Origin of the sequence: Pseudomonas protegens CHA0 (assembly GCF_000397205.1) — a bacterium.
GTDB lineage: Bacteria > Pseudomonadota > Gammaproteobacteria > Pseudomonadales > Pseudomonadaceae > Aquipseudomonas > Aquipseudomonas protegens.
On record NC_021237.1, the window covers coordinates 2,204,363 to 2,229,316 of the forward strand.

Sequence of the window (24,954 nt, forward strand, 5' to 3'; positions counted from 1 at the left end):
CCGCAAGGCCGGGTCAAGAGGACGTGAGGCTGTGTGTCAATCTTGCCGAGCAGGCTTGACCAGTCGCTTTTCCAGTTCGCGGCAGGCGTTCTGGATCATGTCTTCAGTAATAGGTACTTCGCGACCCTGGGCGTCGATGATGGCACACCCCAGAGACTGGTTCGGCTGGGTACGGATCACTTGAATCTTGTCATTGCTGCTGTGTTGCAAGGACATGGCCTGTCTCCTCATCAGGTTGTGTGCTTACTCTAGAATGGCCGGGTGACCAAGCTGTTACAGACCGCCGCGAGGGCTGGCCCGGCGACTTCACTCCAACAGAAATGCCCGGGGAGTGCCAGCCACGGATTAGACCGATAATCTCTAGGCTCTAGTGTCAGCGGTCATAATCAACCTGACTCATTGTGATTTACCAAAGTTCCTGCGAATTCATCTCGTTGCCGTTGCTGCAACGAACGGCTCGCCGGTGCGTCAATGGATGAACAGCATGCTTTCTTCTCGTCACCGCCGGGCGCTGCATCTGGCCAGCCGCTTTGTCGCTCCCTACCGTTGGCAGGCGCTGGGCGCCTTGTTGGCACTGATAGTTACCGCCGGCATTACCCTGTCCATGGGGCAGGGCATTCGCCTGTTGGTGGACCAGGGCTTCATGACTCAATCGCCCCATCTGTTGAACCAGTCCATCGGCCTGTTCCTGTTGCTGGTGCTGGCGCTGGCGGTGGGCACCTTCGTGCGCTTTTACCTGGTGTCGTGGATTGGCGAGCGTTGCGTGGCGGATATCCGGCGCCAGGTGTTCAATCACCTGATCTACCTGCATCCCGGGTTCTACGAAAACAACCGCAGCTCGGAAATCCAGTCGCGCTTGACCGCGGACACCACCTTGCTGCAATCGGTGATCGGGTCTTCGCTGTCGCTGTTTTTGCGCAATGCGCTGATGGTGCTGGGGGGGATCGTGCTGCTGTTTGTCACCAACCCCAAGCTCACCAGCATTGTGGTCATCGCCTTGCCGCTGGTGCTGGCGCCAATCCTGATCTTCGGTCGGCGGGTGCGCAGCCTGTCGCGCCTGAGCCAGGACCGGATTGCCGATGTCGGCAGCTATGTCTCGGAAACCCTCGGCCAGATCAAGACGGTCCAGGCCTACAACCACCAACCCCAGGATGAACGGCGGTTTGCCGTGACCGTGGAGCAGGCGTTCGACACGGCGCGCAAGCGGATTGTCCAGCGTGCCTGGCTGATCACCCTGGTGATCGTCCTGGTGCTGGGGGCGGTGGGGGTGATGCTCTGGGTCGGTGGCATGGACGTGATTGCCGGGCGCATCTCCGGCGGCGAGCTGGCGGCATTCGTCTTCTACAGCCTGATTGTCGGCAGTGCCTTCGGCACCCTGAGCGAAGTGATCGGCGAGTTGCAGCGCGCGGCCGGCGCGGCGGAGCGGATTGCCGAATTGTTGCGGGCGGACAATATCATCCAGCCGCCCGCCGACGGGCTGGTAAGCCTGCCGGCGCGGGTGCGGGGTGATCTGGAGCTGGACGGGCTGCGGTTTTCCTATCCGTCGCGGCCCGACCGCTTCGCGATCGATGGTTTGAGCCTGAGCATCCGGTCCGGAGAGACTCTGGCGTTGGTGGGGCCTTCCGGGGCCGGTAAATCCACCCTTTATGATCTGTTGCTGCGCTTCTACGACCCGCAGCAGGGAAGGATCCTGCTGGATGGCGTGGCCCTGACCCAGCTCGACCCGCTGGACCTGCGTCGCTGCTTCGCCCTGGTTTCGCAAAGCCCGGCGCTGTTCTACGGCAGCATCGAGGAGAACATTCGCTACGGCAATCCCGAGGCGACCCTGGCCCAGGTCCAGGAAGCGGCGAAGATCGCCTATGCCCATGAGTTCATCGAACAGATGCCCGAGGGTTACCAGACCCACCTGGGGGATGCCGGGCTTGGCCTTTCGGGCGGCCAGCGCCAGCGCCTGGCGATAGCTAGGGCCTTGCTGGTGGACGCGCCGATCCTGCTACTGGACGAAGCCACCAGCGCCCTGGACGCGCAAAGCGAGCACCTGATCCAGCAGGCCTTGCCCAGCCTGATGAAGAACCGCACCACCCTGGTGATCGCCCATCGCCTGGCCACGGTGAAGAATGCCGACCGGATCGCGGTCATGGACCAGGGCAGGCTGGCCGCGGTGGGTACCCACCAGCAACTGATTGCCAGCAACCCCTTGTATGCGCGCCTGGCGGCCCTGCAATTCAGCGATGGCTGAGCCCACGGACCCCTGAGCCCTGTAGTCGTTGCCGAGCCTGCGAGGCTGCGCACGAGCACGTAGTCCTCGCCAACGTAGCGAGCGCTTTACGGCCACTTCGCGCCCGGTCGCAGGCTCGGCAGCGGCTACAGGTATTGGGGGGTGTTGGGGGAGATACAAAAATGCCCGCATTGCTGCGGGCATTTTTTGTTGTGGGTCGGTGCTTACTGATCGTCGAAGTAGCGTTCGTGCCAGTCCACCAGGGGCTGCGGCGAATTGAGCTTCTGGCCGTAGATCACCGAGTAGGACAGTACGTTCTGCACGTACTGGCGGGTTTCGTCGAAAGGAATGCTTTCCACCCAGACATCGAAACTCAGGTGGTCGGCCCCCTTGAGCCACTGGCGCACCCGCCCGGGGCCGGCGTTGTAGGCGGCGGAAGCCAGTACCCGGTTGCCGTTGAACTGGCTGTGGACCTGGCTCAGGTAGGCGGCGCCCAACTGGATGTTCTTGTCCGGGTCCAGCACTTGCTGGGGCGAGGCCAGGGGAATGCTGAACTTGCGCGCGGTTTCCTTGGCGGTGCCGGGCATCAGTTGCATCAGGCCGCTGGCGCCGACGCCGGAACGGGCGTCGTCCATGAAGGCGCTTTCCTGGCGGGTAATGGCGAACACCCAGCTGGAATGCAGGCCGCGAACCTTGGCTTCGCGCACTAGGGTGTCGCGGTGGGCCATGGGGAAGCGGATGTCCAGGTCATCCCAGTACTGAGCCTGGCTGATGGTGCGAATGGCCGGGAAGTACCATTTCAGGTCGTAGGCCAGCTTGGCCTGGGCAACCATTTCGTCGCGGTTGAAATGCCGGCTGACGTGGTACCACTCGCGGCGGCCGTCGACGATCTGCCCGCGGGCATGCAGCTCCAGCGCGCGGCGTACACCCGGGGTGTTGCGTACCTTGTTGATCACGGCTTGGCTGAGCATCAGCGGCTGGTTATTGAGCTGGTAGGGCGCCTTGGCGTGATCGGCGGCAAGGAAGCCGTAGAAATCCCGCTCCCGGGCCAGGCCCTTGAACAATACCTGGGCCTGAGGGTTCTTCGGTTCGGCCAGTTCCAGGCTACGGGCCTGCCAGTAGCGCCAGCGGTTGGTGGTGGCCAGGTCCTGGGGCAGCTTGCGGGTCAGCTGGTAGGCGTCTTCCCAGCGCGCCAGGCGCAGCAGCAAGCGCAGGCGCCATTCGGAGACGGTGTTGTCCCGCAGCTCGGGATCGTACTTGGTCATCACGTCCAGGGCGCGGCTGTCGAAGCGCCGTGCCAGGGTCAGGCCGATCTCGCGGGCGATGGCCACTTTTTCGTCACGGGAAAAGTGCATGCTGCTGGCATAGCCATCCAGCAGGGCCATGGCCTTGTCCGGATCCTGGCGCGCCAGGCGGCGCAGGCCGAGGCCAACCACGTCGGACATGGCTTCATCGGCAGGCTGGAAGCGCGAGGGCTGGCTCAGCAGTTCGGGTTTTTGCGCCACGTCCACCAGCAGGCGGCCCTGGGGCGCCAGGGTGGTCATGCTCTTTACCAGGCTGTTGGCCAGGGGGTAGTTGCGGGCCTCGGCGGCCAGTTTGGCTCGCTGCCAGCGCTTCTGTTCGGTCAACTGGCCTTCGGCGGCCCACTGGGCGAACAACGCGTCGCAGGCAGCAGGTTGGGATTTGCCGGTCAGCCAGAGCTTCTCGGTGGCGGCGTAGCCTTCGGCCTTGAGGTTGTGCCCCAGCTGGTACTGGCCATTGAGGCAGTCCAGTTCGGTGAAGTTGAGTTTCGGATCGTAGTACTTGGTGAAGGTCGCCCAGTCGCCGCGTTCGGCCAGCCAGCGCAACCAGCGCAGTTTCATCCAGTTGGCCTGGGGCAGGTCGCCATGTTCGGCGAGAAACTTCTCGATCTCGGGATTGCTGGCGGATTTCAGCCGGGCCGTGAGCTCGTCGTAGGCCAGGTAGGGCTCCAGCGGATAGTCGCGCAGCGCATCGGCATAACGGAAATAGGGGCCGGAATCGCCTTTGGCCAGGGCGCGCTTGGCTTCATCGTAATACTGGCGCTGTAGAGTCAGGTCTGCCGCCTGGGCGCAGTGGACGGCTGTGGTGGAAAGAAGCAGGCAAGATAAAACACTGAAAAGGCGACTGCGCATGAGACATCCGGGCAGAGAAATCATGACAAGTGCCGACAGGGCCAACACTGATTGCTCACTAGCTTAGCCTTTTGCCAGCAACCGGTGAAAGCTTTGCCGGCCTGCTGGCATCAGTTGGCAACAAATGTGCCGCGAGCGCCCTCGTGGGCGAAATACCCGGCCTTCTGCGGGCTCAACTCAGGTAGAATGCGCGCCCGGTTTTTGGAGAAGAACATGACCCTGCTCAAATTCAGCGATGTGTCCCTTGCTTTCGGCGCCATGCCGTTGTTGGACAAGGTGTCCTGGCAGATCGCCCGTGGTGAGCGGGTGTGCATCATCGGCCGTAACGGTACTGGCAAATCCAGCATGATGAAGCTGGTCAAGGGCGATCAGAAGCCCGACGACGGCTCCGTATGGCGCGCACCCGGTCTGAAGATCGGCGAATTGCCCCAGGAATTGCCGGTGGCCGACGAGCGGACCGTGTTCGACGTGGTTGCCCAGGGCCTGGATGGTGTCGGTGAGTTGCTGGCCCAGTACCACCACCTGAGCCAGAACATCGTCACCGACGCCGATCTGGAAAAACTGATGCACGTCCAGCACGACCTCGAAGCCCGTGACGGCTGGCGCCTGCAACAACTGGTGGACAGCACCCTGAGCCGCCTGCAACTGCCGGCCGACAAGACCCTCGCCGAGTTGTCCGGCGGCTGGCGTCGTCGCGTGCTGCTGGCCCAGGCCCTGGTGTCCGAGCCGGACCTGCTGCTGCTCGACGAGCCCACCAACCACCTGGACATTGGTGCCATCGCCTGGCTGGAAGAGGCGCTGAAGGATTTCCAGGGGGCGGTCCTCTTTATTACCCACGACCGTTCCTTCCTGCAGAACCTGGCCACCCGCATCCTCGAACTGGACCGCGGCGGCCTGATCGACTGGAACGGCGACTACGCCAGCTTCCTGGTGCACAAGGAAGCCATGCTGGCGGCGGAAGAAACCGCCAACGCGCTGTTCGACAAGCGCCTGGCCCAGGAGGAAGTCTGGATTCGCCAGGGCATCAAGGCCCGGCGCACCCGCAACGAAGGCCGCGTGCGCGCCCTCAAGGCGCTGCGTGTCGAGCGCAGCGAACGTCGCGAGCGTACCGGCAAGGCCAATATCCAGCTGGAAACCGCAGACAAGTCCGGCAAGCAGGTGATGGTGCTGGAGAACGTCAGCTTCGCTCACCCGGACGGTCCGTTCCTGGTCAAGGACTTCTCCATGGTCCTGCAGCGCGGCGATCGCATCGGCCTCTTGGGCGCCAACGGTACCGGCAAGACCACGCTGCTCAAGCTGATGCTCGGTGGCCTGGTGCCCAGCAGCGGTAAGGTGGAAGAGGGTACGCGTATCGACGTGGCCTACTTCGACCAGTTGCGCCATCAGCTGGATCTGGAAAAGACCGTGATCGACAACGTCGCCGAAGGTCGCGACTTCATCGAGATCGATGGCCAGAGCCGCCACGTGCTGAGCTACCTCGGCGACTTCCTGTTCAGCCCGCAGCGTGCTCGCACGCCGGTCAAGGCGTTGTCTGGCGGCGAACGTGCGCGGTTGCTGCTGGCCAAGCTGTTCAGTAAACCGGCCAACCTGCTGGTGCTCGATGAACCGACCAACGACCTGGATGTAGAAACCCTCGAACTGCTGGAAGAGGTGCTGCTGACCTTCCAGGGCACTGTGCTGATGGTCAGCCACGACCGGGCATTCCTCGACAACGTGGTGACCAGTACCCTGGTCTTCGAAGGCGAAGGCAAGGTGCGCGAGTACGTCGGCGGCTACCAGGACTGGTTGCGCCAGGGCGGTTCGCCGCGGTTGCTGGGGGTGACCGAGAACAAGTCCGGCAAGGCCGAGCTGAATTCTGCAGTGGTGGCACCGGTACAGGCGGCTCCGGCTCCTGTCCAGGAAGCGCCGGCGGCGAAAAAGAAGCTCAGCTACAAATTGCAGCGCGAGCTTGAGGCTTTGCCGGGGCAGATCGACGCCATGGAGCAGCAGATCGCCGGGGTCGAGGCGGAAATGGCTGACGCTGGTTTCTATCAGCGCCCGGCGGCGGAAACTGCAGCGGTAATTGCCCGCCTTGAGCAGTTGAATGCCGAACTGGAGCAGATGGTCGAGCGCTGGGCCGAACTGGATGCCTGAGTGACCGGTTGCTGATAAAAAAGCCCGACTGCAGAGTCGGGCTTTTTTTCAGTGCGCTTGCCAGCTTTTGGGAGCCGGCAACCCTCGGGGCGGGTTCAGCGTTTGACCAGGTGCACGGCCAGCACGTCGCAAGGCGCGCCGTGCAGGACGTCATTGGCGGTGGAGCCCAGTAGCAGGGCCAGGCCATGTCGGCCGTGGCTGCCGACCACGATCAGGTCGCATTCCTGTTCCTTGGCCAGGTGATGGATTTCCTGGCGCGGCTGGCCGTAGGTCAGGTGGCTGTATTCCTTGGTCAGCTCCGGGTACTTGTTGATCAGCCGATCAAGACGCTCCCGGGCCTGGTCGAACTGTTGCTGCTGCAATTGCGAAAGATCCATGGGGACGTCGCCCCCGAAGGCCATGGCCATGGGTTCGACAATGTGCACCAGGGACAGCTTGGCTCCATTGCTCACCGACAGTTCGCGAGCACGGTGGATAACAGGATCGCACTCTTCGGTTAGATCTACGGCGACCAGAATATGGTGGTAGGGCATGAGGTGCTCCTCCTGAGGGTTGCAATAGCTTCAAGTATGGCTGGTTTCAAGCGGGTTGGTTTGACCCAGGTCCCGCTCATCAAAAATCGAGAGTACAGATATGACGGTCTGGATAGTGGTGTCAATCCTTGCGGTAGTTCTCAGTCCGCTGGCGTGGTTGCGACCTTCTCGTCGCCAGAGCGGGTTGATCGCCTTGCGCATGGAGGCGCGACGCATGGGCCTGGCCATGCAACTGGCCCCTCAGGAGTGGCCGCACTGGCTGGGCCAGGAGCCGCCCAACCCTTGCCCGCAGTATCACCGGCCACGGCGCAGCGGGCAGCCTGTGTGTTGGAGTTATTGGCAGATCGCGCCGGGCAACTGGGTCAACCAGTGGCGCGAGCCCTGTGTCGATGAGCCACTGCTCAAGCACTTCCAGGCCTTGCCGGCAGGGGTGTTCAAGGTCGAGGCGGACAAGCAGATGATTGCCCTGTACTGGAACGAGCGTGGCGAGGTCAGTGTTTTGCAGGATATTGCCTCGGTGCTCAAGGCGTTGGCCTGAGTCATCCAGGGGAGGGTGCGCGCGGCAATCGCGGGCAGCCGGCAATAAAAAGCCCGATATCAGCATCGGGCGGGGATGGCCAGGCAGGCCGGTAATCTCGTGGCTGCCACCCGGGGTGGCCTCTTGCAGAATGGGGCGGTGCCCCTGTCGCACAAACTGTGCGGCTTCTTCAGATATTTTCCCAGCGTAGTCGCTCTTTCTCCCATTCAGTGGGAGATTTAGGGCGCATTTTCTAAATATAGATCCTATGAATGGTTATGAATGCAGGGGCGTGTTGATCGTTCAGGGAGCAATGGAGTGACCGCAAAGTCGCGTTTCAAACAGCATTTTGGACGATTGACAATTGCTGGATTTTCCCTGAATGTGGCGTACCCAAATCAAACGGGCGTATGAAATGAGCGTTTGCATCGCAGGCGGCTCTATACAGAATCCCGACTATCGCGTTGGCGGGTGTGCCTGGCGGATTGGCGTTAGCATCGACGGTGACGTTAGTGCCATGCCAGAAGTCAGCGTCCGACGTGTACTGTTCAGCTTCCATATCGTGGAGATCAGTTGATGATTTACGAAGGTAAAGCCATCACGGTTAAGGCTCTTGAAAGTGGCATCGTCGAATTGAATTTCGACCTCAAGGGTGAGTCCGTCAACAAGTTCAACCGTCTAACCCTGAACGAATTGCGTCAGGCTGTTGACACCATCAAGGCAGATGCTTCGATCAAGGGCGTGATCGTCAGCAGCGGCAAGGACGTGTTCATCGTCGGCGCCGACATCACCGAGTTTGTCGACAACTTCAAGCTGCCGGATGCCGAGCTGGTGGCAGGCAACCTCGAAGCCAACAAGATCTTCAGCGATTTCGAAGACCTCAACGTGCCAACCGTTGCCGCGATCAACGGCATCGCCCTGGGCGGCGGCCTGGAAATGTGCCTGGCGGCGGACTACCGCGTCATGGCTGCCAGTGCCAAGATCGGCCTGCCGGAAGTCAAGCTGGGCATCTACCCGGGCTTCGGCGGTACCGTGCGCCTGCCGCGTCTGATCGGTGCCGACAACGCCATCGAGTGGATTGCCGCCGGCAAGGAAAACCGTGCTGAAGACGCGCTGAAAGTCGGTGCCGTCGACGCCGTGGTTGCTCCCGACAAACTCAAGGACGCCGCTCTGGCGCTGGTCAAGCGCGCCATTTCCGGCGAGTTCGACTACAAGGCCAAGCGCCAGCCTAAGCTGGAAAAGCTCAAGCTCAACGCCATTGAGCAGATGATGGCTTTCGAAACCGCCAAAGGTTTCGTGGCCGGCCAGGCTGGCCCGAACTACCCGGCACCGGTCGAAGCGATCAAGACCATTCAGAAAGCCGCCAACTTTGGCCGCGACAAAGCCTTGGAAGTAGAGGCCGCCGGCTTCGTCAAACTGGCCAAGACCTCTGCTGCGCAAAGCCTGATCGGCCTGTTCCTGAACGATCAGGAACTGAAGAAAAAGGCCAAGGCCTACGACGAAATCGCCAAGGACGTGAAGCAGGCCGCCGTACTCGGCGCCGGTATCATGGGTGGCGGCATCGCCTACCAGTCGGCCTCCAAAGGCACGCCGATCCTGATGAAGGACATCAACGAACACGGCATCGAGCAGGGTCTGGCGGAAGCCGCGAAACTGCTGGTGGGCCGCGTTGACAAAGGCCGCATGACCGCCGCGAAGATGGCTGAAGTGCTCAACGGCATTCGTCCGACCCTGTCCTACGGTGACTTCGGCAACGTCGACCTGGTGGTTGAAGCCGTGGTCGAGAACCCCAAGGTCAAGCAGATCGTGCTGGCTGAAGTGGAAGGCCAGGTCAAGGAGGACACCATCCTGGCGTCCAACACCTCGACCATTTCCATCAGCCTGCTGGCCAAGGCCCTCAAGCGTCCGGAAAACTTCGTCGGCATGCACTTCTTCAACCCGGTGCACATGATGCCGCTGGTGGAAGTGATCCGTGGCGAGAAGTCCAGCGAACTGGCGGTAGCGACCACCGTTGCCTACGCCAAGAAAATGGGCAAGAACCCGATCGTGGTCAACGACTGCCCGGGCTTTTTGGTCAACCGCGTGCTGTTCCCGTACTTCGGCGGTTTCGCCAAGCTGGTCAGCGCCGGTGTGGACTTCGTGCGCATCGACAAGATCATGGAGAAATTCGGCTGGCCAATGGGCCCGGCGTACCTGATGGACGTGGTCGGCATCGACACCGGCCACCACGGTCGTGACGTCATGGCCGAAGGCTTCCCGGATCGCATGAAGGACGATCGCCGCTCGGCCGTGGACGTGCTCTACGAAGCCAAGCGCCTGGGCCAGAAGAACGGCAAGGGCTTCTACGCCTACGAAACCGACAAGAAGGGCAAGCAGAAGAAGGTGGCCGATCCGTCGGTGCTGGAAGTGCTCAAGCCGATTGTCTACGAGCAGCGTGAAGTCACCGACGAAGACATCATCAACTGGATGATGATCCCGTTGTGCCTGGAAACCGTTCGTTGCCTGGAAGACGGCATCGTTGAAACCGCTGCCGAAGCTGACATGGGCCTGGTCTACGGCATTGGTTTCCCTCCATTCCGTGGCGGTGCGCTGCGCTACATCGATTCCATCGGTGTTGCCGAGTTCGTTGCCCTGGCCGACCAGTACGCCGATCTGGGCGCGCTGTACCACCCGACCGCGAAGCTGCGTGAAATGGCCAAGAACGGCCAGAGCTTCTTCGGTTAAGCGCCCACACTAGAGCGAGAGTGAACATATGAGCTTGAATCCTAGAGACGTCGTGATTGTCGACTTCGGTCGTACTCCGATGGGCCGCTCCAAGGGCGGCATGCACCGCAACACCCGCGCCGAAGACATGTCGGCGCACCTGATCAGCAAACTGCTGGAACGCAACGCCAAGGTCGACCCGGCGGAAGTCGAGGACGTGATCTGGGGCTGCGTCAACCAGACCCTGGAGCAGGGCTGGAACATCGCACGCATGGCGTCGCTGATGACCCAGATCCCGCACACCTCGGCCGGCCAGACCGTCAGCCGCCTGTGTGGCTCGTCCATGAGTGCTTTGCACACTGCCGCGCAAGCGATCATGACCGGCAACGGTGACGTGTTCGTGGTCGGCGGCGTCGAGCACATGGGCCACGTGAGCATGATGCACGGTGTCGATCCGAACCCGCACATGTCCCTGTACGCAGCCAAAGCCTCCGGCATGATGGGCCTGACCGCTGAGATGCTGGGCAAGATGCACGGCATCACCCGTGAGCAGCAGGACGCCTTTGGCGTGCGCTCCCACCAGCTCGCCCACAAGGCGACTGTGGAAGGCAAGTTCAAGGATGAAATCATCCCGATGCAGGGTTACGACGAGAACGGTTTCCTGAAACTGTTCGACTACGACGAAACCATCCGTCCCGAGACCACCCTGGAGAGCCTGGCGGCCCTGAAGCCGGCGTTCAACCCTAAAGGTGGTACCGTGACTGCCGGTACTTCGTCGCAGATCACCGACGGTGCCTCGTGCATGATCGTGATGTCGGCCCAGCGTGCCCAGGACCTGGGTATCCAGCCGATGGCGGTGATTCGTTCGATGGCCGTTGCAGGTGTGGATCCGGCCATCATGGGCTATGGTCCAGTACCGGCCACGCAGAAAGCCCTGAAGCGCGCGGGCCTGGGCATCAACGATATCGACTTCTTCGAGCTCAACGAAGCTTTCGCTGCACAGGCCCTGCCAGTGCTGAAAGATCTGAAAGTGCTCGACAAGATGAACGAGAAGGTTAACCTGCACGGCGGCGCGATCGCCCTGGGTCACCCGTTCGGTTGCTCCGGCGCACGTATCTCCGGGACCCTGCTCAACGTCATGAAGCAGAATGGCGGCACCTTCGGGGTGTCCACCATGTGCATCGGCCTTGGCCAGGGTATCTCGACCGTCTTCGAACGCGTTTAAGCGTTGGGTTGATGGAAGCCGGGGCCCAGTGCCCCGGTTTTTGTTTTTCTGAAGATTTGTTTGTCTTTATTTTGAAAAAATTGCACGAGGGCCAGAGCATGCAGTTACAACCCGGGCTCTATCAGCATTACAAGGGGCCGCAGTACCGCGTTTTCAGCGTGGCGCGGCACTCGGAAACGGAAGAAGAAGTGGTGTTCTACCAAGCCCTGTATGGGGATTACGGCTTTTGGGTGCGGCCCTTGAGCATGTTCCTGGAGTCGGTCGAAGTTGACGGCGAGCAGGTCCCGCGCTTTGCTTTGGTGCAGGCCGAACCCAGTCTTTTTTCACCGGCATGAGTACAGGTCGCGCAGTACCCTGCGCTTGACCTCACCCTGTTGCCACTATATATAGCGGTGCCGCGTCAGGCGCCAACCGCCTTTCACTTCTCGAATTCAGGAATTTTCTGATCCATGGGCAAATCGCTGGTCATTGTGGAATCCCCGGCTAAGGCCAAGACCATCAACAAGTACTTGGGTAACCAATACGTGGTGAAGTCGAGTATCGGCCATATCCGAGACCTGCCCACCAGCGGTTCGGCAAGTGCCGCCAAGGAGCCAGCCGCCAAGCGTGGCAAGGCCGCTGCGGGCGAAGCCCCGGCTCTGTCGCCGAAGGAAAAGGCTCGCAAGCAGCTGGTGTCGCGCATGGGCGTCGATCCCGAGCACGGCTGGAAAGCCAAGTACGAAATCCTCCCTGGCAAGGAAAAGGTCATCGAAGAGCTGCGCCGCCTTGCCAAGGATGCCGACACCATCTATCTCGCAACGGACTTGGACCGCGAAGGGGAGGCCATTGCCTGGCACCTGCGGGAAGCCATTGGCGGTGATGACAGCCGCTACAAGCGCGTGGTGTTCAACGAAATCACCAAGAAGGCGATCCAGGAAGCCTTCTCCCAGCCGGGCGAGCTGGACATTGATCGAGTCAATGCCCAGCAGGCGCGACGCTTCCTCGACCGCGTGGTGGGCTACATGGTTTCGCCGCTGCTGTGGGCGAAGATCGCCCGTGGCCTGTCTGCCGGTCGCGTGCAGTCGGTAGCCGTGAAGCTGGTGGTGGAGCGCGAGCGTGAGATTCGTGCCTTCATCCCGGAAGAATACTGGGAAGTACACGCTGACCTGGGCACTGCCAAGGGCTCGAATGTGCGTTTTGAAGTAGCCCGTGAAAACGGTGAAGCCTTCAAGCCGCTCAACGAAGCACAGGCCATGGCCGCCCTGGAGAAGCTCAAGGCCTCGGCCTACAGCGTCGCCAAGCGTGAAGACAAGCCCACCAGCAGCAAGCCATCGGCGCCGTTCATCACCTCCACCCTGCAGCAGGCTGCGAGCAATCGCCTGGGCTTCGGCGTGAAGAAGACCATGATGATGGCCCAGCGTCTGTATGAAGCCGGCTACATCACCTATATGCGTACCGACTCCACCAACCTCTCGGCCGATGCCGTGGCGATGGCGCGTACCTATATCGAAGACGAGTTCGGCAACAAGTACCTGCCGGCTTCGCCCAATGTCTACAGCAGCAAGGAAGGGGCCCAGGAGGCGCACGAAGCGATTCGTCCGTCCGATGTGAACACCCACCCAAGCAAGCTGTCGGGCATGGAACGTGACGCTGAGCGCCTCTACGAGCTGATCTGGCGCCAGTTCGTCGCCTGCCAGATGCTGCCGGCGCAATACCTGTCCACCACCGTCAGCGTCGCCGCTGGCGACTTCGAGCTGCGTGCCAAGGGCCGCATCCTCAAGTTTGACGGTTACACCCGGGTCATGCCGCAGATGGCCAAGCCGGGCGATGACGATGTGCTGCCGGAAATGGCCCAGGGCGAAGTGCTGAAGCTGATCAAGCTCGATCCGAGCCAGCACTTCACCAAGCCACCGGCGCGTTACTCCGAAGCCAGCCTGGTGAAGGAAATGGAAAAGCGCGGCATTGGTCGTCCTTCGACCTATGCGGCAATCATTTCGACCATCCAGGATCGCGGCTATGTGACCCTGCACAACCGTCGTTTTTATTCGGAAAAGATGGGCGACATCGTCACTGAGCGCCTTTCCGAGAGCTTCTCCAATCTCATGGACTACGGCTTCACCGCCGGCATGGAAGAGAATCTCGATGACGTGGCCCAGGGCGAGCGCGACTGGAAGAACGTCCTCGACGAATTCTACGGTGACTTCAAGAAGAAGCTCGAAGTGGCCGAGGGCGCCGAAAGCGGCATGCGCGCCAACCAACCGGTAATGACCGATATCCCATGCCAGACCTGCGGCCGGCCGATGCAGATCCGTACCGCCTCCACCGGCGTGTTCCTCGGCTGCTCGGGCTACAGCCTGCCGCCCAAGGAGCGTTGCAAGGCCACCGTCAACCTGGTGCCGGGCGACGAGATCGCCGCGGATGACGAGGGCGAGTCCGAATCCCTGGTGCTGCGCGGCAAGCATCGTTGCCCGATCTGCAGTACGGCGATGGATGCCTACCTGCTGGACGAAAAGCGCAAGCTGCACATCTGCGGTAACAACCCGGATTGCGCCGGCTACGAGATCGAAGAGGGCAGCTACCGGATCAAGGGGTATGAAGGCCCGAGCCTGGAGTGTGATAAGTGCGGCAGCGAGATGCAGCTCAAGACCGGCCGTTTCGGCAAGTTCTTCGGTTGCACCAACCCGACCTGCAAGAACACTCGCAAGCTGCTGAAAAGCGGTGACGCGGCGCCGCCGAAGATGGACCCGGTGAAGATGCCCGAGCTCAAGTGCGAGAAGGTCAACGACACCTACATCCTGCGCGATGGCGCTTCGGGCCTGTTCCTGGCGGCCAGTCAGTTCCCGAAAAACCGCGAGACCCGTGCGCCGTTGGTGCTGGAACTGATCCCGCACAAGGATGAGATCGATCCCAAGTACCACTTCCTCTGCGAAGCTCCGCAGAAGGACCCGGACGGCCGCCCTGCGGTGGTGCGCTACAGCCGCAAGACCAAGGAGCAGTACGTGCAGACCGAAGTCGACGGCAAGCCGACCGGCTGGCGTGCCTTCTACGACGGCGGTAAATGGAAGGTCGAAGACAAGCGCTAAGTGCTTGGCCTGCCGAGGGCTAGCTTCTCGGTGTAGCGACCAACAGGGCCGCATGACTCCTTCAAGGGGGCATGCGGCCTTTCTTTTGCTTGCGGCAAGCTGGAGTGATCCCTGAAACTGTGCCGTCTGCATCTGGTTCTCTTTTCGCAGTGGAGGCTGCCCATATGGCCCACGAGCTCTATACCCGTACCAATCAGAAAATCTACTTTGCCGGTCTGTCGCTCGAAGCCCTGGCACGCGCTGAGGAAGGGCGGGCCATGAATGCCCAGGCGCAGGTCCAGGCGGGGCGCGAGTCGGTGCTGTTCCACCTGTACGGGGCCTTGCTGGGGCTGTGCCATGAAATTGCCGGGTTCTATCGGCTGCCGCAGGCCAATGCGGCCCGGGTCGAGCAGATCCTCAATCGTGAAGTGCTGCAAAGCATTGCCATTCCCGAGCTGGCAGAGCTGGTGGAATTGGCCCACAGCCCGCAAACCTGGCTGGCGCAACTGCTGTCTGCTTACAGCGAGCTGTTTCAGCCGCCACAGGCGCCGCACAAGCCCAAGGGCAACGTAACCCAGCCACTGATTGTTGCGGTCAATCTGGATGAAGAGGAGCCCGAGCAGGCACTGAGTCGGGAAGAGCTGGAAAGCTGGCGGCAGAACCTCAAGGCCCTGGCCATTCGTTTCAGGGATGGCCTTAACGAGTGTTGATCCTGAGCGCTGCTTGATGGGTGGCGTGACTATTTGATCAAGGAAGATTCATGCTGTTCTTCTTGCGTGACCAGGCGCTGCTTCGCCTGCTGAACGATTGCCGGGTGCGAGTGGTTCGTGCCCAGTCCAATACTGACTTGCTGGAAGTGCTCGACAGGCTGGAGATATTCCCCGGCGGTCTGGAATTCGACCATGTGCAGGCAATAACGCTTCTGGTCCTGGCGTTTGCCTCCCTGGCTGTCGCGCTGCTGATGGACGGCATGGGCGGGATGTTCTGGGTGTTTCTGGCTCTGTGTTTCTTTAGCTATTACGTCAGCAAAGGGACCTCTGGCTCCTTGACTGATCTGGCGGCAAGCATCGTGCGCAAGTGCGTAATGTTTCATCATGGCTTGAGCGAGTCCGACAGCAGTGCCGACTGGCGCCTGAAAAGGCTGAACAACGAGTTCAGCGATTACCAGCGGGGTAATGAGCGACGCCATATCCAGGACTCGCTCCTGGGTGTCTACCAGGGGCCTCGCCAGTCCTTGGCGTTCGAGTATCACCATCTGCAGTACGTCAATTCCAGGCAAGAGCCTGGTGCCGGCGGCAGCTATCGCACTGTCTACGACACGTACAACCGCTACAGCCTGGTGCTGGATTTCCCGTGGGTGACAGAGATTACGGTTCGCTCCAGTCCCCTGGAAGTGTCATTGGCGGGGCAGCCGTTCAAGACCGGTCGCGAGGATTTCGACCAGGTCTTTGTACTGCGCGGTAATGATCAGGCCTGTTGCGAACACTTCGCCAGGCCAGCAACCCTGGACCTCCTGATGGAGCTTTCACGCCACCTTTACCGGGTCAATCTGGAGTTTTCCAGTCAAGGGCGGCTCTGTCTGAGCTTTGATAATGCGGACATCATTGCCCATGCCGATCCGGGCTCGCTGAGTGACCTGGCGGTCTTTCGCGAGCGGATCAAGGCGGGTATCGAGTTGCCGAAGCTGTATTCACTGCTGGAGCTGGTGCATCGGTTGGCGCAGTTGCATGACAGCCATGCTCTTGCTGCTGTTCCAGATGTTCCTGAGGCTGGCAACTTGATCAAGGAAATGTAATGCAGTTTCTCAAGCACGATGCCGAGTTGGTGAAGTTGTTGGCCACTAGCAATGCAGAGGTGGCTCGAGCCAAGAGCAACGAGGATCTATTGAGGGTCATCGCCAGGCTCCAGTCCTTCAGGGGAGGGTTGGAGTTCGATCATGCCCAGTCCTGGCTGCTGTTGATGCTGGCTATTGTGTCGGCGATCCCGGCCATGGCGGGTGTGGAGCTGATGTGGTTTGCGACGGCCTGCCTGGGTTTTGCCACCTTGTATACCTGGATGGGTCGTAAAGCCGTGTTAGACGAGTTACCGCAGAAAATAGCCCGTAAGTGTTCATTACTCAGTAACGGCCTTTGGGACCCGGGCGGAACCGCCGATGAGCGTTTCGCGCAACTGAGCAGTGAGTTCGACGACTATGATCGCGGCAATGACAGCCGCCGTATCGAGGCTTCAGCCAGGGGGACCTACCAGGGCCCGCGGCATCAGTTGTCCTTTGTCTTTCACCATCTGCGTTATGTGAACTCCCACTACAAACGCAAATCCGATGGCGAGAGCGAGCGGGTCTATGAGAGTTTCGATCGCTTCAGCCTGGTGGTGGACTTTCCTTGGGTCAGAGGAGTGATGGTGCGCAGTGATCTGCCAAATACCAAGAGCAAGAAGCGCAAAGTCTTTGAGACCACTTCCGATGACTTCAACAGAAGCTTCAATTTCACCGGTGATAGTGAGCTGGCTTGCGCGAAGTTCGCAACGCCCACCACCCTGGCTTTCTTGCTGGAACTTCGTCGGCGGCTGAAAAAGGTGAATCTGGAATTCTCCAGCGAGGGCCATTTATGTCTGAGCTTCGATGATGCCGAGGTCATGGCCTACAAGGATCCGGGCACGTTTGACGATCTGCCGAGCTTCTACGCCAATATCGAGCAGGGCCTGCCGTTGCCTAACCTGTTTCCGGTGCTGGCCTTGGTGCATGAGTTGGCGGAGCTGCACGACAACAATTTCGATCTTCCGCTGAAGGTCACTGATGAAATGGAGCAGTAGAGTATGGAGTTGTTGCTGGTCATCGCGATTGCCTTGGGCGTTCTTGCCTATGTGCACTACAACAAGATTGTCGGTGCGCATAACCGTGCCCAGCGGGCCTGGTCGGATGTGCTGACCTACCAGCGCCAGAGGATCAAGGTGCTGGACATGCTGGAGCCGCAAGTGGCTGGCTTCCAGGCTTATGAAAGCCAGTTGCTGGAAAAGATCGTTGGGCTGCGTAGTGCCATTGGTAGCTTGCCATCCGCAGCCGACGGTGATGCGCTCAAGTCGGTAGACCAGGGCACCAAGGCTTTGCTGGGCGGTTTGAATCTTGCGTTTGAGGCCTACCCCGACCTCAAGTCCGTCGAGTTGTTGAGCAACCTGATGCGTGAGGTTGCCGAGCAGGAAGGCAATATCGGTGGGGCGATTACCCTGTTCAACCTGAATGTGGAGCACTTCAACAACTCCATTCAGATGTTTCCCGGCTCCTTGGTCAATCGGTTGGCCCTGAAGAAGTCGCTGATCACGCCGTTTTCCGACAGCCAGGCCTCGGCGGGTTTTGAATACAAGCCGAATTTCTGAAGGGGGCTGGCGCGGGCTTGGGGTCGGTGTGGCTAGGTGTTGATTGCAAGGATCGGGAAGTAATTCCTGGTGAGGGGGCACGATCCCCCTGCAAGATCCTGAGCGGGGCGGGGGTGATGACTGATATAATCCCGCCCTTTCGTGGAGACCAGACCTTTATGCCAACGTCCTTTCTAGAAATTGTCGAGTTGCCAGACGGCCGTATCGAGCTGCGCAGAGCTGAGGACGAGGGTTCTCTGGTTACTTTGGATTTCTCCGAGGATGCCAAAGCCTTTCTGCAAGGTCAGCACGTGGAAGTGGCCAAGGCCATGTTGAGCGTCGGCGTACAGATGGCCGGTCGACTGGTTGAAGGTGAAATTGACAAGGAAGATGGCCCGCGGGTTCTGCACTAAGCCCGTCTATCGGGTTTCTCCGGTCATCCGTCGCATTTGTTCCGGCTTCTCAATCCTGGAGAAGCCTTGTGTCATTCAAGCGTAAATCCCACGCTTTCCCGGTGTTTCATCCCAGGCGAATATTCAGGCTCTGCGCATCGCCAGTCCGTGCGGCGCTGATCAGCTGTTGCCGGGCGCTGGCGCTCAACGGGTTCAACCAGCTGACTACGGTATGACTGCGACCCAGGCGCAGGGCCTCGCAGGCGAGCTGTTGCGGGCTCTGATTGCCCCGGGGGTGCAGTAGCAGGATCCCCTCGCGATTCAGGCCGGCGTCCCGTAGCCAGCTTTGGGTCAGGCTGGAGGGCGGGGCGATCAGTGTCAGCCAGCGCGCGTCCTGGTCCTGGCTGAGTTCCCGAAGGATAGGTGCCAATAGGTTCAGGCAGTTCCCGGCGGCGCCGCGTAACGACAGCTCGCTGAAGGCTTCTGGATCTTTGTTCCAGGGCGATTCGACCACTTCCTTGAGGGCGGGCGCCAATGGCTGGGCCAGGAACGCCTCGAACAGTGGCAGTTGTGCTTGCTGTGGTGTGTGGGGGAACTGCATGGAGCCTCCTTTAGCGGCGAATGACGCCGACACTCAAGCCTTCGATCACCAGATCCTGATCTTTCAGGTTGACTTCGATGGGGGCGAATTCAGGGTTCTCGGCAATCAGCCAGACCTTGCTGCCTTCGCGCTTGAAGCGCTTGACCGTGACCTCATCACCGATGCGCGCCACCACGACCTGGCCATTGCGGGCCTCGCGAGTGGTGTGTACCGCCAACAGGTCGCCGTCGAAGATGCCGATGTCCTTCATGCTCATGCCATGGACGCGAAGCAGGTAGTCGGCGCGAGGGTGGAAGAAGGTCGGGTTGATATTGCAGGACTCTTCGATGTGCTGCTGAGCCAGGATCGGTGCACCGGCGGCGACACGGCCAATGATCGGCAGGGTATCGTCGGCCTTGGCTTCGAAGCCGGGAATGCGGATTCCGCGGGAGGCACCCGGGGTCATCTCGATGGCGCCTTTGCGGGCCAGGGCCTTGAGGTGTTCCTCAGCGGCGTTGGGCGATTTGAATCCCAGTTCCTGGGCAATTTCCGCACGGGTGGGCGGGTAGCCGTTGTCTTCGAGGCAGCGTTTGATAAAAGCCAGAATCTCAGCTTGGCGTGGCGTCAGTTTTAGCATGTCGATCGCTCTGTCTTTTTATACAGTGACTGGGATTATATACAGTGAACGTCGCTTGGCAATCCTCCTTTTGCCTGTGGCGGCCGAGCGGTTGTCATCCGGGGGCCGCGATCCTGCGCCGAAGGCTGGCTACAGTGGCCGGCAGGTGTGATTAAATAGCGCGCCGGACGGCTTGCGCAGAGGCCGGCAGGCTTGACATTGCAAAGCCTGAAACGTATGTTTCAAACAAGTGTTTGTCAGGCGGAGTAGCCATGGCCCAGTCGGAAACCGTTGAACGCATTCTCGATGCTGCCGAGCAGTTGTTCGCGGAAAAAGGTTTTGCCGAAACCTCATTGCGGCTGATCACCAGCAAGGCCGGGGTCAACCTGGCAGCGGTCAACTATCATTTCGGGTCCAAGAAGGCCTTGATCCAGGCGGTATTCTCGCGTTTCCTCGGCCCGTTCTGCATCAGTCTCGATCGTGAGCTTGAGCGCCGTCAGTCCAGGCCGGAGAACAAGCCGAGCCTGGAAGAGCTGCTGGAGATCCTCGTCGAGCAGGCCCTGGTAGTGCAGCCGCGCAGCGGTAACGACCTGTCGATCTTCATGCGTCTGCTGGGGCTGGCGTTCAGCCAGAGCCAGGGGCACTTGCGGCGTTATCTGGAGGACATGTACGGCAAGGTGTTCCGCCGCTACATGCTGCTGGTCAACGAAGCGGCGCCGCGTATTCCGCCCATCGAGCTGTTCTGGCGCGTGCACTTCATGCTCGGTGCTGCGGCGTTCAGCATGTCCGGGATCAAGGCGCTGCGGGCTATCGCCGAAACCGATTTCGGGGTCAATACCTCCATCGAGCAGGTGATGCGCCTGATGGTGCCGTTCCTCGCCGCCGGCATGCGTGCCGAAACCGGCGTCACCGACGAAGCCATGGCCAGCGCCCAGCTCAAGCCGCGCAGCAAATCGGCCCCGGCAGCCGCCAAGGCCTGACCCACGGGTGGGCGCGACAGCTTACATCCGCTAAGCTAGCCGCCCATGCCGATTCTCGTTCTATATCCCGTGCCTTCCCTGCGCCGATGCTGCTCGGCCCGGCTGCATCCATGCGGATGCGGCTCGATCAGCGTTGCCTGGAAGCCATTGTAGTGCTTAAGGAATTTCTATGACTGCTGGCCTGCAAGGCTCTTTGATGGTGGACGTCGCCGGTACCTGGCTGACGGCCGAAGATCGCCAACTCCTGCGCCAGCCGCAGGTCGGTGGGTTGATCATCTTTGCCCGCAATATCGAACATCCGCGCCAGGTACGGGAGCTGTGCGCGGCGATTCGGGCGATTCGCCCGGACCTGTTGTTGGCCGTGGACCAGGAGGGCGGCCGGGTGCAGCGTCTGCGCCAGGGCTTTGTGCGCCTGCCGGCCATGCGTGCCCTGGCCGACAATCCGAATGCCGAGTACCTGGCCGAGCAGTGTGGCTGGGTCATGGCCACCGAGGTGCTGGCGGTGGGGCTGGACCTGAGCTTCGCCCCGGTACTGGACCTCGATCACCAGCGCAGCGCGGTGGTGGGCAGCCGGGCTTTCGAGGGCGACCCCGAGCAGGCGGCGTTGCTCGCCGGTGCGTTTATCCGCGGTATGAACAGCGCCGGCATGGCCGCTACCGGCAAGCACTTTCCCGGGCACGGCTGGGCCGAGGCCGACTCTCATGTGGCGATCCCCAATGACGAGCGCAGTCTGGATGAAATCCGTGCCAAGGACCTGTTGCCCTTTGCTCGTCTGAGCAAGCAGTTGGCGGCAGTGATGCCTGCGCACGTCATCTATCCGCAAGTCGACCCTCAACCGGCCGGCTTCTCGCGCTACTGGTTGCAGGACATCCTGCGTGGCGAGCTGCAATTTGACGGGGTGATCTTCAGCGATGACCTGTCCATGGCCGGCGCCCATGTCGTCGGGGACGCGGCAAGCCGGATCGAAGCGGCGCTGACCGCCGGTTGCGACATGGGGCTGGTATGCAATGACCGTGCTGCCGCCGAGCTGGCCCTGAGTGCCGTGCAGCGCCTCAAGGTGCAGCCTTCGCCACGCATCGCGCGCATGCGTGGCCAGGCCTTCGCCAATATCGAGTACAAGCAGGATCCGCGTTGGTTGGCGGCGCTGGGTGCCCTCAAGGATGCCCAGTTGATCGACTGACGACTTCGCAAGGGGGCTCCGGGCAATTCTGGATGCCCCCGCACGTGGCCGGTCTCAGCGGCCGCCCTTGTTGTCCGGCAGTGGGGCGAACAAGGCTTCGATGTCGTCGCTCTGCAGCTTCCAGTCACCGGCCTTGCGCCCATCAAGCACACCTGCCGCCAGGTCCGATTTTTCCTGCTGCAGGTGCTGGATCTTTTCTTCCACCGTACCTCGGGCAATCAGCTTGTAGACGAACACGGGCTTTTCCTGGCCGATGCGATAGGCGCGGTCGGTAGCCTGGCTCTCGGTGGCCGGGTTCCACCAAGGGTCGTAGTGAATCACCGTATCGGCTTCGGTCAGGTTGAGGCCGACACCACCAGCCTTGAGACTGATCAGGAAAATCTGCAGCTTGCCGCTCTGGAAGTCCCGTACCGGAGTGCGCCGGTCCCGGGTCTGGCCGGTGAGCAAGGCGTAGGCGATGTTGCGCCGCTTCAGCTCGGCCTCGATCAGGCTCAGCATCGAGGTGAACTGCGAGAACAGCAGAATCCGCCGGCCCTCTTCGAACAGTTCTTCAAGCATTTCCATCAGGCTGTCGAGCTTGCCTGAGGAGCTGCCCCGTGTGGGTGGCGAGTCGTTGACCAGGCGCAGGTCGCAACACACCTGACGCAGTTTGAGCAGGGCTTCAAGAATGATGATCTGGCTGCGCGCCACACCTTTGCGGGTGATTTCGTCGCGCACTTTCTTGTCCATGGCCAGGCGCATGGTTTCGTAGACATCACGCTGCGCCTCGTTGAGCTCGACCCAGTGGATGATCTCGGTCTTGGGCGGCAGTTCGGTGGCCACTTGCTCCTTGGTACGGCGCAGCAGGAAGGGCTTGATCCGGCCGTTGAGGTGCTGCAGGCGCACCTCGCTGGCGTGCTTTTCAATCGGTACCCGGTAGTCACGGTTGAAGCTCTTGGCATCGCCGAGCCAGCCCGGCAAGAGGAAGTGGAACAGCGACCAGAGCTCCCCCAGATGGTTTTCCAGCGGCGTGCCGGACAGGCACAGGCGCTGCCGGGCATTGAGTTCCCGAGCAGCCTGGGCGGCCTTGCTCGACGGGTTCTTGATGTACTGCGCCTCATCGAGGATCAGCACATGCAGGGGCTGGGCCGCCAGCAGTTCGATGTCCTTGGGCAGCAGCGCATAGGTGGTCAGCAGCAAGTCATGGTCGCCCAGCTGGGCGAAGTGTTTCTTGCGCCCGGCGCCATACAGCGCCAGTACCTTGAGCTGCGGGGTGAAGTGCGCGGCCTCGTCCAGCCAGTTGGGAATCAGGCTGGTGGGCATTACCACCATGCAGGGGCGGTCCAGGCGCCCGGCGTTCTTCTCGCTGAGTATGTGCGCCAGGGTTTGCAGGGTCTTGCCCAGGCCCATGTCGTCGGCCAGGATGCCGCCCACTTCCAGCTGGCGCAGTGACTGCATCCAGCTCAGGCCTTCGAGCTGATAGGGGCGCAGGGTGGCGTTCAGGCCCTGGGGCGCCGGCGCCGAGTAGTCGCGGATGTCCCGCAGGCGCTGGGCGAAGGTGCGAATGTGTTCGCCGCCTTCCCATAGCAGTGGCAGGTCCTGCAACGGGTTGAGGCGGGTGGCGTCGGCGCTGCTCAAGCGCAGGGTGGTATCGCCGGGTTCTTGCAGATAGAACTCGCCCAGGGTTGCCAGTACCGGCTTCAGGCGGCCATAGGGCAGTGCCACTTGCAGCGGGCCATGCAGGGAGTTGGGCCGATTGGGAATGTTCACCAGGATCAGCTCGTCGTCGCGGCGCTTGGCCAGGCGCTCCGGATTGAGGATCTCGGTGTGCGAGCGCATCAGGTTGAGCAAAATCGGCAGCAGGCTCAAGCGCTCGCCGTTGACGATGATCCCCAGTTCCAGGTCGAACCAGTCGCGGCCCGGGGCCTCGTCGACACTGGCGTACCAGTCGTCCACCGCCGTCAGGTCGAAGCCGAAGCCTTCGTCGATCTGCAGCTCCCAGCCCTGGCTGCGCAGCTTGGGCAGCTCGTTGAGGGTGAAGGTCAGCCAGGCGCTGTCGTTGACCATCTCGAACAGCTCGCCGGCGCTTTCCGGCAGTGCCTTGCTCTGCCGGGTGGCGATCTTGAAGCCCAGGCCTCGCAATTGCTCGCGCCAGCCCTGTTCCAGCTCGGGCTGGCGCTTGATGCGCAGGCTCTGGTGTTCCTGGCGGATGATCACATCGGTGTTCTTCTGCCCGCTGGCGTATTCGCCCCTGTAGTTGAACGACAGTGCGGCGCGGTGCTGGATGTAGCGCTGCATCTTGCCGTTGCGCGGTTCGAAGGCGCTGAACTCGATGCTTGCCAGCCACAGCCGCGGCACCGGGTGCACATCCTCCAGCAGTACCTGGGGCAGGGCAGCGGGGCGACGGCTGTCGAGGACTGCGGAGAGCTTTTCCAGCAGTTCTGCGTCCTGGGCTGCCGCCGGGTAGGCCAGGGTTTCCTCCACTTGTAGCAGCACCGCAGCGATGTGCTTGCAGTTGCTGCGTACTGGGCAGGTGCAGTGGGCGTCGATCAGCAGCAGGTTGCCCTTGCTCGATTCGCGCAGGGTGATGGTCTGCCGGTACATAGTGCCACCGGAGCCTTCGCAACTGGCGGTGATAGCGCTGTCTCCGGCCGTGGCGATGCGCACGCGTTTTTCCAGGGCGTAGCGCCGGCCACGCTCCAAGGCTTGTTCCTTGAAGCGGTTGACCCAGGAGGGGGCCAGGGGTTTGGTCAGGGGCGGGGTCATAGGGACTTCGATCAGTCCGGAATTTCAGTTGGAGCGGGGCGCGGTGCCGGTGCGGTCAGCGAGGTGATCTTGATCAGCAGCGCCAGATGGCCGTTGTCCAGGTAGTTGAGCTGGCCATTCTTGGTATGGCTCTGCTGTTTCAGGCGCTCGCTGCTGGTGACCAGGCCGTTGCTGTCGATCTGGTTGACCCAGAAGTCCGCGTCCACATCGGTGAAGCGCCCTAGCTTCAGGCTCAGGGTGCCTTCGATGGGGAACTGGCCGAACTGTTCCGGGCCATCGCTGAGGGCAACCTTTACCGGGGTTTCCCCCAGGGTCTGTTGCCAGGCCTTGTGCAACAGCACGCTGTAGCTGCCGCTGGCGCCGAGCTTTTCCACGATGCTGCCCAGGGCTGGGGTACGCAGGCTGTCCGGGCTCAGCCGTTGAGCGCCGGCGGCCCAGTCTTCGGGGGCTGCACGGCTGACGATCAGCGGCTCGGCGTTCTGCCGTACGAGGATCATTTCCACCTGGTACAGGTCATCGGCAAAGGCCGTTGGCGCGACCAGGGCCAGGAGCAGGGTCAGGGAGCGGAACAGGCGCATGGGGCGTCC

21 protein-coding genes are annotated in these 24,954 nt (G+C 61.3%); 14 read left to right on the forward strand and 7 right to left on the reverse strand.

Annotated features, from left to right (window positions below; translation table 11 throughout):
- Positions 1 to 36: 36 nt before the first annotated feature.
- Positions 37 to 216, reverse strand: coding sequence for a PA1571 family protein (locus tag PFLCHA0_RS09955; protein ID WP_011060254.1), 180 nt, complete (start codon positions 214 to 216; stop codon positions 37 to 39).
- 259 nt (positions 217 to 475) lie between these two features.
- On the opposite strand from PFLCHA0_RS09955, the gene PFLCHA0_RS09960 reads away from it, so the two are divergent.
- The gene (locus PFLCHA0_RS09960; protein ID WP_015634806.1) at positions 476 to 2,239 is read left to right on the forward strand and encodes an ABC transporter transmembrane domain-containing protein; all 1,764 of its coding nucleotides are present in this window, start codon (positions 476 to 478) and stop codon (positions 2,237 to 2,239) included.
- A 203-nt stretch (positions 2,240 to 2,442) separates the two neighbouring features.
- On the opposite strand, the gene PFLCHA0_RS09965 is transcribed toward PFLCHA0_RS09960, so the two are convergent.
- Positions 2,443 to 4,371 (reverse strand): transglycosylase SLT domain-containing protein, encoded by a 1,929-nt coding sequence (locus PFLCHA0_RS09965; protein ID WP_011060256.1) that lies wholly within the window; start codon positions 4,369 to 4,371, stop codon positions 2,443 to 2,445.
- 213 nt (positions 4,372 to 4,584) lie between these two features.
- Here PFLCHA0_RS09965 and PFLCHA0_RS09970 point away from each other — a divergent pair, with 213 nt between their 5' ends.
- Positions 4,585 to 6,504 (forward strand): ATP-binding cassette domain-containing protein, encoded by a 1,920-nt coding sequence (locus tag PFLCHA0_RS09970; RefSeq protein WP_015634808.1) that lies wholly within the window; start codon positions 4,585 to 4,587, stop codon positions 6,502 to 6,504.
- Between the two features lie 95 nt (positions 6,505 to 6,599).
- On the opposite strand, the gene PFLCHA0_RS09975 is transcribed toward PFLCHA0_RS09970, so the two are convergent.
- A complete protein-coding gene (locus PFLCHA0_RS09975; protein ID WP_011060258.1) occupies positions 6,600 to 7,037 on the reverse strand; it encodes a universal stress protein in 438 nt (145 codons plus the stop codon).
- 100 nt (positions 7,038 to 7,137) lie between these two features.
- Between PFLCHA0_RS09975 and PFLCHA0_RS09980 the strand changes: the two genes are divergently transcribed.
- The 10 genes from PFLCHA0_RS09980 (at position 7,138) to PFLCHA0_RS10030 (ending at position 18,287) form a co-directional block, all read left to right on the forward strand.
- Positions 7,138 to 7,575: a hypothetical protein gene (locus tag PFLCHA0_RS09980; RefSeq protein ID WP_015634809.1), complete on the forward strand. Its 438-nt coding sequence runs from the start codon at positions 7,138 to 7,140 to the stop codon at positions 7,573 to 7,575.
- Between the two features lie 555 nt (positions 7,576 to 8,130).
- Positions 8,131 to 10,278, forward strand: a complete 2,148-nt coding sequence (fadB, locus tag PFLCHA0_RS09990; protein ID WP_011060260.1) for a fatty acid oxidation complex subunit alpha FadB — start codon at positions 8,131 to 8,133, stop codon at positions 10,276 to 10,278.
- A 28-nt stretch (positions 10,279 to 10,306) separates the two neighbouring features.
- Positions 10,307 to 11,482, forward strand: a complete 1,176-nt coding sequence (gene fadA / locus PFLCHA0_RS09995; RefSeq protein ID WP_011060261.1) for an acetyl-CoA C-acyltransferase FadA — start codon at positions 10,307 to 10,309, stop codon at positions 11,480 to 11,482.
- Positions 11,483 to 11,580: 98 nt separating this feature from the next.
- A complete protein-coding gene (locus tag PFLCHA0_RS10000) occupies positions 11,581 to 11,817 on the forward strand; it encodes a DUF1653 domain-containing protein (protein ID WP_019093731.1) in 237 nt (78 codons plus the stop codon).
- A 114-nt stretch (positions 11,818 to 11,931) separates the two neighbouring features.
- Positions 11,932 to 14,544 carry a type I DNA topoisomerase gene (gene topA, locus PFLCHA0_RS10005; protein ID WP_011060262.1) on the forward strand — a complete coding sequence of 871 codons (2,613 nt, stop codon included), beginning with the start codon at positions 11,932 to 11,934 and terminating at the stop codon, positions 14,542 to 14,544.
- Between the two features lie 164 nt (positions 14,545 to 14,708).
- Positions 14,709 to 15,233: a DUF6586 family protein gene (locus PFLCHA0_RS10010; protein ID WP_041752063.1), complete on the forward strand. Its 525-nt coding sequence runs from the start codon at positions 14,709 to 14,711 to the stop codon at positions 15,231 to 15,233.
- Positions 15,234 to 15,283: 50 nt separating this feature from the next.
- Positions 15,284 to 16,318 (forward strand): hypothetical protein, encoded by a 1,035-nt coding sequence (locus PFLCHA0_RS10015; protein ID WP_015634812.1) that lies wholly within the window; start codon positions 15,284 to 15,286, stop codon positions 16,316 to 16,318.
- Positions 16,318 to 17,334: a hypothetical protein gene (locus PFLCHA0_RS10020; protein ID WP_015634813.1), complete on the forward strand. Its 1,017-nt coding sequence runs from the start codon at positions 16,318 to 16,320 to the stop codon at positions 17,332 to 17,334. Before PFLCHA0_RS10015 ends, PFLCHA0_RS10020 begins: the two co-directional genes overlap by 1 nt.
- Positions 17,335 to 17,337: 3 nt before the next feature.
- Positions 17,338 to 17,895, forward strand: coding sequence for a LemA family protein (locus PFLCHA0_RS10025; RefSeq protein WP_015634814.1), 558 nt, complete (start codon positions 17,338 to 17,340; stop codon positions 17,893 to 17,895).
- Between the two features lie 158 nt (positions 17,896 to 18,053).
- A complete protein-coding gene (locus PFLCHA0_RS10030; RefSeq protein ID WP_011060267.1) occupies positions 18,054 to 18,287 on the forward strand; it encodes a hypothetical protein in 234 nt (77 codons plus the stop codon).
- Positions 18,288 to 18,393: 106 nt separating this feature from the next.
- Here the strand turns inward: PFLCHA0_RS10030 and sulA are convergent, their stop codons facing one another.
- Together sulA and lexA are read right to left on the reverse strand one after the other, a co-directional pair.
- Positions 18,394 to 18,867 carry an SOS-induced cell division inhibitor SulA gene (sulA, locus tag PFLCHA0_RS10035; protein WP_011060268.1) on the reverse strand — a complete coding sequence of 158 codons (474 nt, stop codon included), beginning with the start codon at positions 18,865 to 18,867 and terminating at the stop codon, positions 18,394 to 18,396.
- A gap of 10 nt (positions 18,868 to 18,877) precedes the next feature.
- The gene (gene lexA, locus PFLCHA0_RS10040) at positions 18,878 to 19,483 is read right to left on the reverse strand and encodes a transcriptional repressor LexA (protein WP_011060269.1); all 606 of its coding nucleotides are present in this window, start codon (positions 19,481 to 19,483) and stop codon (positions 18,878 to 18,880) included.
- A gap of 251 nt (positions 19,484 to 19,734) precedes the next feature.
- Here lexA and PFLCHA0_RS10045 point away from each other — a divergent pair, with 251 nt between their 5' ends.
- Positions 19,735 to 20,442: a TetR/AcrR family transcriptional regulator gene (locus PFLCHA0_RS10045; protein ID WP_011060270.1), complete on the forward strand. Its 708-nt coding sequence runs from the start codon at positions 19,735 to 19,737 to the stop codon at positions 20,440 to 20,442.
- Between the two features lie 181 nt (positions 20,443 to 20,623).
- A complete protein-coding gene (nagZ, locus tag PFLCHA0_RS10050) occupies positions 20,624 to 21,622 on the forward strand; it encodes a beta-N-acetylhexosaminidase (RefSeq protein WP_169893376.1) in 999 nt (332 codons plus the stop codon).
- A 54-nt stretch (positions 21,623 to 21,676) separates the two neighbouring features.
- On the opposite strand, the gene PFLCHA0_RS10055 is transcribed toward nagZ, so the two are convergent.
- Both PFLCHA0_RS10055 and PFLCHA0_RS10060 read right to left on the reverse strand, forming a co-directional pair.
- Positions 21,677 to 24,367 carry a DEAD/DEAH box helicase gene (locus PFLCHA0_RS10055; protein WP_015634816.1) on the reverse strand — a complete coding sequence of 897 codons (2,691 nt, stop codon included), beginning with the start codon at positions 24,365 to 24,367 and terminating at the stop codon, positions 21,677 to 21,679.
- An 11-nt stretch (positions 24,368 to 24,378) separates the two neighbouring features.
- Positions 24,379 to 24,945, reverse strand: a complete 567-nt coding sequence (locus PFLCHA0_RS10060) for a CsiV family protein (RefSeq protein ID WP_015634817.1) — start codon at positions 24,943 to 24,945, stop codon at positions 24,379 to 24,381.
- Positions 24,946 to 24,954: the final 9 nt, after the last annotated feature.

Excerpts from the sequence above, each read along its gene's own strand:
- PFLCHA0_RS10025 (WP_015634814.1), top strand. The coding sequence starts at position 17,338 with ATGGAGTTGTTGCTGGTCATCGCGATTGCCTTGGGCGTTCTTGCCTAT.
- PFLCHA0_RS10000 (WP_019093731.1), top strand. The coding sequence starts at position 11,581 with ATGCAGTTACAACCCGGGCTCTATCAGCATTACAAGGGGCCGCAGTAC.
- PFLCHA0_RS10030 (WP_011060267.1), top strand. The coding sequence starts at position 18,054 with ATGCCAACGTCCTTTCTAGAAATTGTCGAGTTGCCAGACGGCCGTATC.
- PFLCHA0_RS10060 (WP_015634817.1), bottom strand. The coding sequence starts at position 24,945 with ATGCGCCTGTTCCGCTCCCTGACCCTGCTCCTGGCCCTGGTCGCGCCA.
- PFLCHA0_RS10045 (WP_011060270.1), top strand. The coding sequence starts at position 19,735 with ATGGCCCAGTCGGAAACCGTTGAACGCATTCTCGATGCTGCCGAGCAG.
- fadA (WP_011060261.1), top strand. The coding sequence starts at position 10,307 with ATGAGCTTGAATCCTAGAGACGTCGTGATTGTCGACTTCGGTCGTACT.
- PFLCHA0_RS10010 (WP_041752063.1), top strand. The coding sequence starts at position 14,709 with ATGGCCCACGAGCTCTATACCCGTACCAATCAGAAAATCTACTTTGCC.
- topA (WP_011060262.1), top strand. The coding sequence starts at position 11,932 with ATGGGCAAATCGCTGGTCATTGTGGAATCCCCGGCTAAGGCCAAGACC.
- PFLCHA0_RS10015 (WP_015634812.1), top strand. The coding sequence starts at position 15,284 with ATGCTGTTCTTCTTGCGTGACCAGGCGCTGCTTCGCCTGCTGAACGAT.
- fadB (WP_011060260.1), top strand. The coding sequence starts at position 8,131 with ATGATTTACGAAGGTAAAGCCATCACGGTTAAGGCTCTTGAAAGTGGC.
- PFLCHA0_RS09960 (WP_015634806.1), top strand. The coding sequence starts at position 476 with ATGAACAGCATGCTTTCTTCTCGTCACCGCCGGGCGCTGCATCTGGCC.
- lexA (WP_011060269.1), bottom strand. The coding sequence starts at position 19,483 with ATGCTAAAACTGACGCCACGCCAAGCTGAGATTCTGGCTTTTATCAAA.
- PFLCHA0_RS09965 (WP_011060256.1), bottom strand. The coding sequence starts at position 4,371 with ATGCGCAGTCGCCTTTTCAGTGTTTTATCTTGCCTGCTTCTTTCCACC.
- PFLCHA0_RS09975 (WP_011060258.1), bottom strand. The coding sequence starts at position 7,037 with ATGCCCTACCACCATATTCTGGTCGCCGTAGATCTAACCGAAGAGTGC.
- PFLCHA0_RS10055 (WP_015634816.1), bottom strand. The coding sequence starts at position 24,367 with ATGACCCCGCCCCTGACCAAACCCCTGGCCCCCTCCTGGGTCAACCGC.
- PFLCHA0_RS09970 (WP_015634808.1), top strand. The coding sequence starts at position 4,585 with ATGACCCTGCTCAAATTCAGCGATGTGTCCCTTGCTTTCGGCGCCATG.
- PFLCHA0_RS10020 (WP_015634813.1), top strand. The coding sequence starts at position 16,318 with ATGCAGTTTCTCAAGCACGATGCCGAGTTGGTGAAGTTGTTGGCCACT.
- PFLCHA0_RS09980 (WP_015634809.1), top strand. The coding sequence starts at position 7,138 with ATGACGGTCTGGATAGTGGTGTCAATCCTTGCGGTAGTTCTCAGTCCG.
- PFLCHA0_RS09955 (WP_011060254.1), bottom strand. The coding sequence starts at position 216 with ATGTCCTTGCAACACAGCAGCAATGACAAGATTCAAGTGATCCGTACC.
- sulA (WP_011060268.1), bottom strand. The coding sequence starts at position 18,867 with ATGCAGTTCCCCCACACACCACAGCAAGCACAACTGCCACTGTTCGAG.